The organism is Bradyrhizobium sp. 179, from assembly GCF_023073535.1.
Classification (GTDB): domain Bacteria; phylum Pseudomonadota; class Alphaproteobacteria; order Rhizobiales; family Xanthobacteraceae; genus Bradyrhizobium.
Genome location: NZ_JADPJR010000072.1, coordinates 40,415 through 53,526 on the forward strand (window position 1 = coordinate 40,415; position 13,112 = coordinate 53,526).

Here is a 13,112-nt window from a genome sequence, read left to right on the forward strand (position 1 = left end):
TGCCCACCCAACAAGGCCGCTTACGCCTTCTGCGCCTCCATCACCTTGCGCACGGCAGGGCGGTCGGACATGCGCTTGAAGTGATCCGCGATCTTCGGCGTCGCGTTGATGTCGACGCTGTCGCCTTCGAGCCAGGTCGAGAGGGTGTAGAGATAGGGATCGCAGATCGTGTACTGCTCGCCCATCACCCACGGACCCCGAAACATCTTCTGCTCGATCAGTGAGAAGGAGGCACCCATGGTCTTCGGGACCATCGCCTTCATGTCGGCGAACGAGCTCTCCTGCGTCGCCCAGCGCGGGCCGCGCATCTTGTGGGCATGGTTGATGTGTACGGTCGAGCAGAGATAGGAGTTGAACGACTGCACCTGGGCGAAGTCGAATGGATCGTCGAGCGGCGCGAGCTTCGCCTTGGGGAAGGTCTGCGCGATGTAGGCCAGCATCGCCGGCGTCTCGGTCAGGACGCCGCGATCAGTCAGAAGCGCCGGCACGCGGCCCTTCGGATTGATCGCGAGATAGTCCGGGCTGTTCTGCTGGTTATCCTTGAAGCTCAGCCGTTCGGCCGTGTAGTCGGCACCAGCCTCCTCCAGGGTGATGTAGGTGGCGAGCGCGCAGGTGCCGGTGGCGTAGTAGAGCTTGAGCATGTCGGACCTCATGGGAAAGCTGGAAACTAACGGCTGCCGGCCCCCACGTCCATAGCACGATACCCTCTTCGCAGTTGCCCACCGCCGCCCGCCTGTGCCAAGACGCCGGCAACAGGAGGGGGTTTGTCATGACTGTACTCATCGCCGGTGGCGGCATCGGCGGGCTGACGCTCGCGCTCAGCCTGCACGGAATCGGCGTTCCCGTAAAAGTGTTCGAGAGCGTCGCGGAATTGAAGCCGCTCGGCGTCGGCATCAACGTGCTGCCGCATGCGGTGCGCGAGCTGATCGAGCTCGGACTGATGGAAAAGCTCGACGCCAGCGGCGTGCGCACCCGCGAGCTCGCCTATTTCTCCAAGCATGGTAAGCCGATCTGGAGCGAGCCGCGCGGGCTGGAGGCCGGCTACAAATGGCCGCAATTCTCGATCCATCGCGGTACGCTCCAGCAGCTCCTGCTCGACACTGCGGTCGAGCGGCTCGGCCGCGAGAACATTCTCACCAGCCATCATCTGACCGGCTGGACCGAGACGGCGGGTGGCGTGCGCGCCGACTTCATCGACAGGGCGACCGGCAAAGCCGCAGGCAGCTACGACGGCGCGATCCTAATCGCCGCCGATGGCATCCATTCCGCCGCGCGCGAAAAGCTCTATCCGAACGAAGGCCCGCCGATCTGGAACGGCCGCATCCTCTGGCGGGGCGTCACGCCGGCGAAGGCCTTCCTCACCGGCCGCACCATGATCATGGCCGGCCACGAGATCCTGAAATTCGTCTGCTACCCGATCTCGAAAGAGCCGGATGCGGCGGGCAATCACCTCATCAACTGGGTCGCCGAGCGCCACATGCCGCCGACCTATCAATGGCGCCGCGAGGACTATAACCGCACGGCGCGGCTGGAGGAGTTTCTGCCCTGGTTCGAGAGCTGGCGGTTCGACTGGCTCGACGTGCCCGGCCTGATCAAGAACTGCCCGCACGCCTACGAATATCCGCTGGTCGACCGTGATCCGGTGTCGCAATGGTCGTTCGGCCCTGTCACGCTGATGGGCGATGCCGCACATCCCATGTATCCGATCGGATCGAATGGCGCCTCGCAGGCGATCCTCGATGCCCGCGTCATCACCCGTGAAGTCCTGGCGCATGGACCGACGCAGGCAGCGCTGCTCGCCTATGAGGCCGAGCGCAGGCCCGCGACCACCGACCTCGTCCTGCTCAACCGCAAGAACGGCCCCGAGCAGGTGATGCAGTTGGTCGAGGAGCGCGCGCCCGAGGGCTTTGAGGTCGTCACCGACGTGCTGTCGCAACAGGAGCTGGAAGACATCGCCGCCAACTACAAGCGGGTCGCGGGTTTCCAGGTCGAGGCGTTGAATGCCAAGCCGGCGATCGTGAGCAAAGACGCGAAGCGGATCGGAGCGTGACGCTCTCGCTCGAGGCGAGACGCATGTTACTGTGCCCTCGCCCCTTGTGGGAGAGGGCAGTTCCGCTGGTAGACACGGTCTCACTTGGGTGAGGGGTCTGTCTCGGCGCACTCATCTCGCTGTTAGAGCTCGCGGATAGAACCCCTCATCCGGCGCCAAAGCCGAAGCTTCGCTTCGGCGTCTTTTAAGCACGGCCGCCGGAGGCGGCCTATGCCACCTTCTCCCACAAGGGGAGAAGGGAAGTGGAGCGCGTGGCTACCGCCTTACCGCACCACCCTCGCCGCCTCCAGCAGCCGCTCGGTCGCACTTGCCGCCGCCAGCACCGTGCCGTCCTCGGCCATCAGCTTGCCTTCGACGAAGGCGATGGTCTTACCGAGCTGCGTCACCCGGGCCTCGCCGAGGATCGGGCCGGGCTTTGCCGGCGACAGAAAATTCACGGTCATGCTGATGGTGGTGGTGTAGAGCCGGCCCTCGCTCATCACCAGCACGGCGGGGCCCATCGTGTCGTCGAGCATGGCCGAGAGCATGCCGCCCTGAATGAAACCTGCTGGATTGCAGAACTCCGGCTTGCCCTCGAAACCGAGCTTGATCCAGCCCTCCTGCGGGCGGGCATCGAGCAGGCGCCAGCCCAATAGCTCGGCGCAGGGCGGCTTTCGAAAGTTATCGAGCGCAGTCTTGACCATGCGAACCTCCGTTGCCGAACGGGGATAACGCAGGCCTGCTGCCAGCATGATGTCAGCAGACTGGGCGCTAGAGATCCAATCCATGCGCGATGACCTTGCGCATGACGTTGGGCAGCGCTTCGCCGGTAAGCGTGGCGATCGGCACCCACCGCATGCCCTCGGGCGCGCGCGTGCGGGCTTCCACCTCCGCCGTGTAGACCACCAGCTCCAGCGGAAAATGCGTGAAGACGTGGGTGACGACGCCCATCTTGCGCTGCCAGCGCGTCAGCCCTTTCAGCTCCGGCGCCTGCTGCTTCGCGGTTGTATCGTCCTGGCCGGCGAGCCAATCCGAGCACGGCACCTCGGTCATGCCGCCGAGCAGGCCCTTTTCCCGTCGGCTGCGGACGAGCAGTTCATCGCCGCGGGTGACGACGAAGGCGGCACCGCGCCGCAACGTTCCGCTCTTCTTCGGCGCCTTGCGCGGAAATGTTTCCTGCGTCCCCAGCGCACGTGCGACGCAATCCTCGTTGAGCGGACACAGCGAGCAGGCCGGCTTCTTCGGCGTGCAGATCGAGGCACCGAGGTCCATCAGCGCCTGTGCGCTGTCGCCGGCGCGAGCGTCTGCGAGCAGCGTCGTCGCCAGTTGCTGGATCAGCGGCTTGGCCTGCGGCAGCTCCTGCTCGACGGCGAACAGGCGCGAGACCACGCGCTCGATATTGCCGTCGACCGGCATGGTGCGGCGGTCGAATGCGATCGCCGCAATCGCAGCTGCTGTGTACGGGCCGATTCCTGGCAGCGCACGCAGGCCCTCCTCGGTGTCGGGAAAGACGCCGCCATGCTCGCGCGTGACCGCGACCGCGCAGGCGTGGAGGTTGCGCGCGCGCGAATAGTAACCGAGCCCGGCCCACATCCGCAGCACGTCGTCGAGCGAAGCCCGGCCGAGCGCCGTGACGTCCGGCCAGCGCGTCACGAATTTCTCGAAATAGGGCCCGACTGCCTTCACCGTGGTCTGCTGGAGCATGATCTCCGACAGCCAGACGCGGTAAGGGTCTGATGCCTCGCCGGGCGCCGCGCGCCAAGGCAGACGGCGGCGGTGGCGGTCATACCAATGAAGGAGCGCCAGAGGACGAGCCAGATGTTCCGGTTGGATTGGTTCCGATTTCGTCTTGCGGGCCGATTTGGAGGGCATGCTCGCACTGTAACGATGTGGGGCCGGTCTCTCCATGTCCCGCCCGCGCTTGCCGCGGGCATCCACGTCTTTCTTCGCGGCAAGGCGTGGCTGGCCGGAAGAAAGCCCGGCCATGACGGTAGCAGTTCCTGGCGCGTCGGGCACAGTGCTATAAGGTCGCCATGTCCAAATTCCCGCCCAAACCCGGCCCTATCAGCGCAAAGCCGCTTTCGCTCCTGCTGAACGACGTCTTCGCCGAGGCGTATGCCAAGCAGGGCTTTGCGGCGCGCGAGCTGGTGACGCGGTGGGCGCAGATTGCGGGGCCGGAGATCGCGGCCCACGCCGAGCCGCTGAAGATGCAATGGCCGAGGCCGGTGGAGGGCCAGCCGCAGGAGCCGGCGACGCTGGTGCTGCGGGTCGAGGGGCCGATGGCGCTGGAGATCCAGCACTCCGCCGACGTGATCCTGGAACGGGTCAACCGCTTCTTCGGCTGGAGCGCGGTCGGCAAGCTGGCCTTCCGTCAGGCCCCGCTGTCGCGTACCCGGCGGCCGGCTCGGCCGGGCCCGCCCGATCCCAAATCGGTGGCCAAGGTGGCGGAGAGCTTGGGCGACATCGAAGATGAACAGCTCAAGACGGCGCTGGCGCGGCTCGGAGCCGCCATCAAGCGAAATTGAGCCTCATTCCCTAGCTAATCTGGACCTCGACTTGTCGCTCGCCATTGCCTCAATCGACGTTTCAAGCTAGCGACAGGCCGCCCGGGCGGGAACTCGATAGAATCCTCGGGCGACACTTTGCCAATCCGGGAGCCGACCGTGATCATCACCCGCCGCGCCTTCACAACGATGCTGTCGCTGACCGGGCTTGCCGCGCTCGCCGGGTTCTCGCCGCTGCGGTTGATGTCCGAGGCCATGGCCCAGTCCGCCGCTGATGTGGCGAAGCCCGTGTCGCTTCCCGACATGGCGCTCGGCCCGAACGATGCCGCCGTCACCATCATCGAATACGCCTCGATGACCTGCCCGCATTGCGCGGCCTTCAACGAGCAGGTGTTCCCCAAGATCAAGAAGGAATACATCGACACCGGCAAGGTGCGTTACATCTTCCGCGAGTTCCCACTCGACATCAAAGCCGCCGCAGGCTCGATGCTGTCGCGCTGCATCGCCAATGGCGACGCACCGAAATATTTTGCGGTCACCGACATGCTGTTCCGCCAGCAGAACGACTGGGTGGTGAAGAACACCACCGAGACCCTGACACGGATCGGCAAGCAGGCCGGTCTCACCCAGCAGCAGGTCGAGGCCTGCCTGAAGGACCAGGCGCTGCTCGACAAGATCGCCGCCGACCAGAAATACGCCAGCGACGTTCTGAAGGTGGATTCGACGCCGACGTTCTTCATCAACGGCGAGAAGATCAAGGGCGAGGCCTCGTTCGAGGAGTTCGCCAAGAAGATCAATGCGCTGCTGAAGAGCTGATTCGCACGCCACAATTCTGATTCGCGCATCTAAAGCCGTATCATTCCTGGCGTAAATCCCTTGGGAAAAGCGGCTTTCGCCGGTTGCCCTCGCGGCGCACCGCGGCCATTGTCCGCCGCACGAGCCGCCTCGCGCGACTCGCCCAGACAGCGACAATGCCTTCCATGGTATTGTCCGGGCAGGGGATTCGCGCCTGCCAACAGAGATGCGTGTTTATGAAAATCACCCGCCTGCGCCTTCACGGCTTCAAGTCCTTCGTTGAGCCCACGGACTTCGTTATCGAGCCCGGCCTGACCGGCGTGGTCGGCCCCAATGGCTGCGGCAAGTCGAATCTGGTCGAGGCGCTGCGCTGGGCGATGGGTGAGACATCATACAAGTCGCTGCGCGCCGCCGATATGGACGCGGTGATCTTCGCCGGCTCCGGCAACCGCCCGGCGCGCAACCACGCCGAAGTGACGATGACGATCGACAATGCCGATCGCACCGCGCCGGCGGCGATGAACGACAGTCAGATCCTCGAAATCTCCCGCCGCATCGAGCGCGAGGCCGGCTCGGTCTATCGCATCAACGGCCGCGATGTGCGCGCCCGCGACGTGCAGATCCTGTTCGCCGACGCCGCCACCGGCGCGCGCTCGCCGGCGCTCGTCCACCAGGGCAAGATCGGCGAAATCATCCAGGCCAAGCCCGAGCAGCGCCGCCGCGTGCTGGAAGATGCCGCCGGCGTCGCCGGCCTGCACGCGCGCCGTCACGAGGCCGAACTGCGGCTGAAGGCGGCCGAAACCAACCTCACCCGCGTCGAGGACGTGATCGGGCAGCTCTCCGGCCAGATGGAAGGCCTGAAGAAGCAGGCCCGCCAGGCGGTGCGCTACCGCGAGGTCGCGGCCAAGGTGCGCAAGGCCGAGGCCACGCTGTATCACCTGCGCTGGCTCGGCGCCCATGCCGACGTCAACGAGTCCGGGCAGACGCACGATCTCGCGGTCCGCGAGATGGCCGAGCGCACCCAGCACCAGGCCGAAGCCGCCCGCATCCAGGCCATCCGCGCCGCCGAGATGCCGGCGCTGCGCGATGCCGAAGCGCGCGCCGCGGCCGGGCTCCAGCGCCTCACCAATGCCCGCGAGCAGCTCGACCGTGAGGAAGAGCGCGCCAAGGAGCGCGTCGCCGAGCTCGAACGCCGTCTCGCCCAGTTCGAGGGCGACATCTCGCGCGCCCAGCAGCAGACCATGGACGCCGACGTGGCGCTGCAGCGACTCGACGCCGAAGACGCCGAGCTGAAGGAAGAGATCAAGTCGCGGGTCGAGAAGCGCTCCGGTGTCGATGAGCGCGTCGCGGAAGCCGAGGCGGTGCTGACCGAAACGGAGCAGCGCTTCGCCGAGCTCACCACCGCGCTCGCCGACCTCACCGCCAAGCGCAACCAGTTAGAGGCCAACGTCCGCACCCATCGCGACAAGCTCGCCCGGCTCGACCAGGAGATCGCGAATGTCGCGGCGGAAGAGCAGAAGCTTGCGCAGGAGACCGGCGGCTTCGGCGATCTCGATGAGCTGACCGCTCTGGTCGAGATCGCAGAGCAGACGCTGGCGGCTTCCGAAGCCGCAGCGCAGGCAAGCGAAGCCGCGCATGTCGCCGCGCGCCAGACGCTGGAATCCTCGCGCTCGCCGCTGGTCGAAGCCGACAAGCGCGTGCAGCGGCTCGAGACCGAGGCGCGCACGATCTCCAAGATCGTCAACGGCGAGACCAAGAACCTGTGGCCGCCGATCATCGACGGCATCACCGTCGACAAGGGATTTGAAAAGGCGATCGGCGCCGCGCTCGGCGACGATCTCGACGCGCCGGTCGATCCCTCGGCGCCGATGCGCTGGACCAATGCCGGCGTCACCGACGGCGATCCGGAGCTGCCCGAAGGCGTCGTTCCGCTTGCCAACCACGTGCAGGCGCCGGCTGAGCTGGCCCGCCGCCTGGCGCAGATCGGCGTCGTGCCGCGCGAGCGCGGCGCCGAGCTGGTCTCGCAGCTCAAGACCGGCCAGCGGTTGGTTTCGCCCGAGGGCGATGTCTGGCGCTGGGACGGCTTTGTCGCCGCAGCTCATGCCCCGACGGGTGCCGCGCGGCGCCTCGCGGAGCGCGCCCGCCTCGTCGACATCGAGAACGAGCTGGAGCAGGCCCGCATCGACGCGCAGATCAAGCGCCAGGCGCTCGAGAATGCCGAGTCCGAGTTGCAGATGGCGGCCAGCACCGAAGGCGCCAGCCGCGAAGCCTGGCGTGCCGCGCAGCGCGAGCTCAACGTCGCGCGCGAGCGCCATGCCACCGCCGAACGCGAGATCAGCCGCCATGCCGCGCGCAAGGCGACGCTGTCGGAAGCGCACAGCCGCCTCGCCGCCGACCGCGCCGAGGCCGAGGCCGCCTACGAATACGCCGAAGCCGGCATTGGCGAGCTGCCGTCGAGCGAGGACACCGAGACCCGTCTCGCCGCCGTCCGCAGCGACATTGAGGGCCATCGCCGCATGGCCGCCCAGGTCCGCGCCGAGGCGCAGGCACTGGCGCGCGAAGCCGAGCTCGCCGACCGCCGCGTGCAGGCGATCCTCGCCGAACGCACCGAGTGGCAGAACCGCAAGGAGAGCGCGGCCTCCCACATCGACACCATCCAGGCCCGCATCGCCGAACTGACGATCGAGCGCGGCGAGCTCGAAAACGCACCGGCATTGTTCGCCGAGAAGCGCAGCGCGCTGATCACCGAGATCGAATACGCCGAGAACGAGCGCCGCATGGCCGCCGACGCGCTCGCCGCCGCCGAAACCGCGATGGCGGAGACCGACCGCGTCGCGAAGCTGACGTTAGAGGCGCTCTCCAGCGCGCGCGAGGCCACCGCGCGCGCCGAGGAACGCATGGAAGGCGCGCGGCGCCGGCTCGAGGACATCGAGCGCGAGATCCGCGACATGCTCGAAGTCGAGCCGCAGGCCGTCGCCGGCCTCGCCGAGATCGAGCCCGGTGCCGAGCTGCCGCCGCTGCACGACATCGAGGAAGAGCTCGAAAAGATGCGCCGCGACCGCGAGCGCCTCGGCGCAGTCAACCTGCGCGCCGAGGAAGAGCTGCGCGAGGTCGAGACCCAGCACACCGGCCTCGTCACCGAGCGTGACGACCTGGTTGAGGCCATCAAGCGGCTGCGCCAAGGCATCCAGAGCCTCAACAAGGAGGCGCGCGAGCGGCTCCTGACCTCGTTCGAGGTCGTCAACAGCCACTTCAAGCGCCTGTTCGTCGAACTGTTCGGCGGCGGCGAGGCCGCACTGCATCTGATCGAGAGCGACGACCCGCTCGAAGCCGGTCTCGAAATCATCGCCAAGCCGCCGGGCAAGAAGCCGCAGACGCTGTCGCTGCTCTCGGGCGGTGAGCAGGCGCTGACCGCGATGGCGCTGATCTTCGCGGTGTTCCTCACCAATCCCTCGCCGATCTGCGTGCTGGACGAAGTCGACGCGCCGCTCGACGACCACAATGTCGAGCGCTACTGCAACCTGTTGCACGAGATGACCGGCTCGACCGACACCCGCTTCATCATCATCACACACAACCCGATCACGATGGCGCGCATGAACCGGCTGTTCGGCGTCACCATGGCCGAGCGCGGCGTCTCGCAGCTGGTGTCGGTGAGCCTGCAAGAGGCGGTGGATATTCTCGACCAGAACGTGGCGTGACGCGCGATCCCTCCATACCCATTGACGTCATCATCCGCGCAGGCGGATGATCCAGTACGCCGCGGCTTCTCGGCTTGACGGCACCGTCTCGGAGTACTGGATGCCCCGCCTACGCGGGGCATGACCGCGGATGATAATCTCACCCACCCTCCCCGCTGAACTCAAGGCGGCCCTCGATGCGAGGCTGCAGGGCTTTTCGCGCACCGAGGCAGCACAGCGCTCGCAAAAGATATCCAACACCTATCGCTCAGGTGGCGGCTCGAGCGCGATCAAGTCGGAAGCCGATGCGCTTGCCTACGCGCTGGCGCGCATGCCGGCGACGTATGCGGCGGTGGCCGCAAGCCTGAATGCGCTGACCGCGATCGCACCGGACCTCGCTCCGGAAAGCCTGCTCGACATCGGCGCAGGTCCAGGCACCGCGAGCTGGGCCGCCGCAGAGGCGTTTGCCTCGCTTCAGGATTTTACCCTGCTCGACGCCAACGCCACTCTCAGCCGGCTCGCGCTCGAACTCGCACATGACAGTACCCGCCTCGCGGACTGCCGCTATCTGCCGGGCGACGCCGGCGCGAACCTCGCCGAGGTCTCGCAAGCCGATCTCGTCGTTGCGAGCTACGTCATCGGCGAGCTCAACGAAGGCGACCAGCGCAAGCTCGCGGCGGCCATGTGGACCAAAGCGCGGCACGCGCTGGTGGTGATCGAGCCCGGCACGCCCGCCGGCTACACGCGCATTCTCGCGCTGCGCCAGCAACTGATCGCGGCAGGCGCCTACGTCGCCGCACCCTGTCCGCACGACAAGCCGTGCCCGCTCATCGCGCCCGACTGGTGCCATTTCAGCCAGCGCCTGCCGCGCTCGCAGGCGCACCGCCAGATCAAGGGCGCCGAGGTGCCGTTCGAAGACGAGCGCTTCATCTACGTCGCCCTGACCCGCACGCCGCCTGCGCCGCGCGCCTCGCGCGTGCTGGCGCCACCGGACCTCGGCAAGGCGGAGATCACGGCAAAGCTCTGCACCGAGACTGGGGTCGCGCTGACGAAAGTCCCACGACGCGACAAGCCCGCCTATGCGCAGGCCCGGCGCTGGCGCTGGGGCGATGCGATCATGTCCGAAAGTTAACCTCGATCGCCCCTCTGGCCTTGAACTCAGATGGTTCCTCGTCCGACCAAGCCTTACCTCCCCGCGCCGGGGCTCTCGCCCTGCGCCAATTTGGTCTAGGCTGCGCCCGCCTTCTTCCCCTCTCCAGGAGTTCTCCATGTCGATCGGCTGGATCGTTCTCGGCGTCATCGTCGTCCTCGTGCTGCTCGCCTTCAGCGCCTACAACCGCCTGGTGGCGCTGAGCCAGCGCGTCGGCCAGGCCTTTGCCGACATCGACGTGCAGCTCAAGCAACGGCACGACCTGATCCCGAACCTGGTCGAGACCGTGAAGGGCTACGCCTCGCACGAGCGCGGCACGCTCGACGACGTCATCAAGGCGCGCAATTCGGCGATGTCGGCGCAGGGACCGGCGCAGGTATCCGCGGCCGAGAACCAGCTCTCCGGCGCACTCGGCCGGCTGATCGCGCTGTCGGAGGCCTATCCCGACCTCAAGGCCAACGCCAATTTCCAGCAACTCGCCAGCGAGCTCTCCGACCTCGAGAACAAGATCGCGGCGAGCCGACGCTTCTTCAACAACGCGGTCCAGGAATACAACACCGGCATCCAGCAGATGCCTGCCGCTTTGTTCGCCGGCATGTTCGGCTTCACCCGGAAGGAGTTCTTCGATCTCGGCGCCAGCCGCACCGAAGTCGAAATCGCGCCGCAGGTGAAGTTCTGAGTTGAGCCGATAGACCGGCAGGGCACGCGTCATGGCCGCGTATGGTCTCTACACGCACATCGCCTCGAACAAGTTTCGTTCGATGCTGCTGCTCGCCGGCCTGTTCATGCTGGTCTACGTGCTGGTCTATGCGGGCGCGCTGATTGCCGAGGTCGTCATCAACGGCAATGGCACGGTGGCCTACTATCTGAGCCGCGCCTTCGCCGACCTGCTCAAAGCCGCACCTTTCGCGACCGTCGCGGCGATCGCCTGGATCACGATCGCCTATTTCTTCCACCAGTCGATGATCGACGCCGTCACCGGCGGTCACGACGTCGCCCGGCAGGAGCAGCCGCGGCTCTACAACCTGCTCGAAAACCTCTGCATCTCGCGCGGCATCACCATGCCGAAGCTGAAGATCATGGAGAGCCCGGCGCTGAACGCGTTCGCGGCCGGCCTCAATCCGCGGCAATATTCGATCACCGTCACCACCGGTCTCCTCGATGCGCTGAACGACAAGGAGATCGAGGCAGTGCTGGGCCACGAGCTGACCCACATCAAGAACGGCGACGTGCAGCTCATGGTCGTCGCCGTCATCATCGCCGGCGTGGTCGGCTTCTTCGGCGAATTGTTCTTCCGCCTGTTCACGAATCTCAACTGGAGCTCCGGCTCGGGTGGCTCGTGGTCCTCGGGCTCCTCCTCGTCGTCGCGATCGTCCCCGTCGTCGAGCGACAGCAAGAGCTCCGGCGGTGGCGCAATCATCGTCATCATCATTGCGATCGTGCTGCTCGTGGTGGCCTGGCTGCTGTCGCAGGTGGTCAAGCTGGCGCTGTCGCGGTCACGCGAATATCTCGCCGACGCCGGCTCGGTCGAGCTGACGAAAAACCCCGACTCGATGATCTCGGCGCTGCGCAAGATCGAGAATCGCGGCGAATTGCCCGGCGCGACCTCGGCCGTGATGGAGCTCTGCGTCGACAATCCGCGCGAGGGCTTTGCCGATCTGTTTGCAACCCACCCTTCGGTGCAGTCGCGGGTCGACGCGCTGATCAAGTTTGCCGGGGGCCGCGACCCCGGTCCAATGCCGACTCTTACTGACGAGACGAAAGAGCCGGGGGCGCAAGCCGGCCGGCAGGATGCCCCGCCGCCGCTGCGCCATGGCCCATGGGATGATGCCGACGGATCGGGGAGCCCGCCGCCCGTGCCCGCAGCCAGTCCCTCCGGAACCGCAGGCAGCAACCCGGAGGGCAATCCCATGGGTAATTCTGTGGGTCCTTGGGGCCGTCATTGAGCACCTGATTCCCGCCATGCGCGGCGAGTTTCTCCGCGATTGGGAAAAACCTCGGGATTTGCCGTAACTGGGACCTCCGGAATTGAATTCTCCCTTGTTTCTGCCATGTTCGCGCCCAACAGCAGACTCGGGACATCGATTTGGGGCCCGGCCGATTGCGACCTCGCGATCGGGGGCGCGTTAGGGGACAGCAATGGCAAAGCCGGCAGTGGTTGTGGTGGGCGCAGACAAGGGCGGGGTCGGCAAGACCACGGTGTCGCGTACCTTGCTCGATTATTTTTCCGCCAACAACGTGCCGACGCGGGCGTTCGACACGGAGTCGCCGCGCGGAACCCTGAAGCGCTTCCACCCCGACATCACCGAGATCGTCGACATGACGACGACGTCGGATCAGATGAAGATTTTCGATACCCTCAACGCGGTGAGCCCGTCGGTGACCGTGATCGACGTCCGCGCCGGCCTGCTCTCGCCAGCGCTGGCTTCGCTCCGCGACATCGGCTTCCTCGACGCAGCCAAGGCCGGCCAGATTACCTTTGCCGTGTTCCACATCCTCGGGCCCTCGATCGCCTCGCTGGAGGAGATCGCGGAGACCGCCGGCTTCATGGGCGGCGCGAAATATTTCCTGGTGAAGAACTTCATCAACGACACCCAGTTCTTCCAGTGGGACCAGGCGACCTACAATTCCTATTTCCACCGCATCAAGGACGCGACCGAGCTGACCATCCCCAAGCTCAACGAAATGGCCTATGAGCAGGTCGAGGTCTCCTCCGTTCCGTTCCTGAAGTTCGTCGCCAACAAGGGCCTCAACGACGACGCCGCGAACTACTCGTTCGTGCTGCGCGGCTATGTCCGGCACTGGCTGGCCAATGTCTGGAGCGAGTTCGACCGGATCCGGCTGACCGACATCGTCGGTTCGAAATCCGCCACCCGCAACAGCGAAAAATAGTTGCGCAAGCGAGGCTGATACGGCTGGATTGGGCGGCGAGTTCGCTCAGATAATAGTTCGTG

At 66.1% G+C, this 13,112-nt stretch carries 11 protein-coding genes; 8 read left to right on the top strand and 3 right to left on the bottom strand.

All coding sequences use genetic code 11. The features are described from left to right. Window positions 1-20: 20 nt before the first annotated feature. On the bottom strand, window positions 21-641 hold the full coding sequence (locus IVB12_RS17900; protein ID WP_247300889.1) for a glutathione S-transferase N-terminal domain-containing protein: 621 nt from the start codon (window positions 639-641) through the stop codon (window positions 21-23). A gap of 128 nt (window positions 642-769) precedes the next feature. Here IVB12_RS17900 and IVB12_RS17905 point away from each other — a divergent pair, with 128 nt between their 5' ends. Next, window positions 770-2,050, top strand: a complete 1,281-nt coding sequence (locus tag IVB12_RS17905) for a flavin-dependent oxidoreductase (RefSeq protein ID WP_247300890.1) — start codon at window positions 770-772, stop codon at window positions 2,048-2,050. Between the two features lie 263 nt (window positions 2,051-2,313). Here the strand turns inward: IVB12_RS17905 and IVB12_RS17910 are convergent, their stop codons facing one another. Both IVB12_RS17910 and mutY read right to left on the bottom strand, forming a co-directional pair. After that, window positions 2,314-2,733, bottom strand: a complete 420-nt coding sequence (locus IVB12_RS17910; RefSeq protein WP_247300891.1) for a PaaI family thioesterase — start codon at window positions 2,731-2,733, stop codon at window positions 2,314-2,316. A gap of 67 nt (window positions 2,734-2,800) precedes the next feature. After that, a complete protein-coding gene (gene mutY / locus IVB12_RS17915; protein ID WP_247300976.1) occupies window positions 2,801-3,901 on the bottom strand; it encodes an A/G-specific adenine glycosylase in 1,101 nt (366 codons plus the stop codon). 161 nt (window positions 3,902-4,062) lie between these two features. On the opposite strand from mutY, the gene IVB12_RS17920 reads away from it, so the two are divergent. The 7 genes from IVB12_RS17920 (at window position 4,063) to IVB12_RS17950 (ending at window position 13,050) form a co-directional block, all read left to right on the top strand. Further along, entirely contained in the window at window positions 4,063-4,554 is a 492-nt protein-coding gene (locus IVB12_RS17920; RefSeq protein WP_247300892.1) for a DciA family protein, read from the top strand. Between the two features lie 138 nt (window positions 4,555-4,692). Beyond that, a complete protein-coding gene (locus IVB12_RS17925) occupies window positions 4,693-5,349 on the top strand; it encodes a DsbA family protein (protein ID WP_247300893.1) in 657 nt (218 codons plus the stop codon). Between the two features lie 215 nt (window positions 5,350-5,564). Continuing rightward, entirely contained in the window at window positions 5,565-9,029 is a 3,465-nt protein-coding gene (gene smc / locus IVB12_RS17930; protein ID WP_247300894.1) for a chromosome segregation protein SMC, read from the top strand. A 130-nt stretch (window positions 9,030-9,159) separates the two neighbouring features. Further along, entirely contained in the window at window positions 9,160-10,140 is a 981-nt protein-coding gene (locus IVB12_RS17935) for a small ribosomal subunit Rsm22 family protein (protein WP_247300895.1), read from the top strand. A gap of 136 nt (window positions 10,141-10,276) precedes the next feature. Next, window positions 10,277-10,837 carry a LemA family protein gene (locus IVB12_RS17940; protein WP_247300896.1) on the top strand — a complete coding sequence of 187 codons (561 nt, stop codon included), beginning with the start codon at window positions 10,277-10,279 and terminating at the stop codon, window positions 10,835-10,837. 31 nt (window positions 10,838-10,868) lie between these two features. Further along, on the top strand, window positions 10,869-12,104 hold the full coding sequence (locus IVB12_RS17945) for a M48 family metallopeptidase (protein WP_247300897.1): 1,236 nt from the start codon (window positions 10,869-10,871) through the stop codon (window positions 12,102-12,104). A 193-nt stretch (window positions 12,105-12,297) separates the two neighbouring features. Next, a complete protein-coding gene (locus IVB12_RS17950; protein ID WP_247279628.1) occupies window positions 12,298-13,050 on the top strand; it encodes a hypothetical protein in 753 nt (250 codons plus the stop codon). The last annotated feature ends 62 nt before the right edge of the window (window positions 13,051-13,112 follow it).

Excerpts from the sequence above, each read along its gene's own strand:
- IVB12_RS17935 (WP_247300895.1), top strand. The coding sequence starts at position 9,160 with ATGATAATCTCACCCACCCTCCCCGCTGAACTCAAGGCGGCCCTCGAT.
- mutY (WP_247300976.1), bottom strand. The coding sequence starts at position 3,901 with ATGCCCTCCAAATCGGCCCGCAAGACGAAATCGGAACCAATCCAACCG.
- IVB12_RS17940 (WP_247300896.1), top strand. The coding sequence starts at position 10,277 with ATGTCGATCGGCTGGATCGTTCTCGGCGTCATCGTCGTCCTCGTGCTG.
- IVB12_RS17945 (WP_247300897.1), top strand. The coding sequence starts at position 10,869 with ATGGCCGCGTATGGTCTCTACACGCACATCGCCTCGAACAAGTTTCGT.
- IVB12_RS17900 (WP_247300889.1), bottom strand. The coding sequence starts at position 641 with ATGCTCAAGCTCTACTACGCCACCGGCACCTGCGCGCTCGCCACCTAC.
- smc (WP_247300894.1), top strand. The coding sequence starts at position 5,565 with ATGAAAATCACCCGCCTGCGCCTTCACGGCTTCAAGTCCTTCGTTGAG.
- IVB12_RS17920 (WP_247300892.1), top strand. The coding sequence starts at position 4,063 with ATGTCCAAATTCCCGCCCAAACCCGGCCCTATCAGCGCAAAGCCGCTT.
- IVB12_RS17950 (WP_247279628.1), top strand. The coding sequence starts at position 12,298 with ATGGCAAAGCCGGCAGTGGTTGTGGTGGGCGCAGACAAGGGCGGGGTC.
- IVB12_RS17905 (WP_247300890.1), top strand. The coding sequence starts at position 770 with ATGACTGTACTCATCGCCGGTGGCGGCATCGGCGGGCTGACGCTCGCG.
- IVB12_RS17910 (WP_247300891.1), bottom strand. The coding sequence starts at position 2,733 with ATGGTCAAGACTGCGCTCGATAACTTTCGAAAGCCGCCCTGCGCCGAG.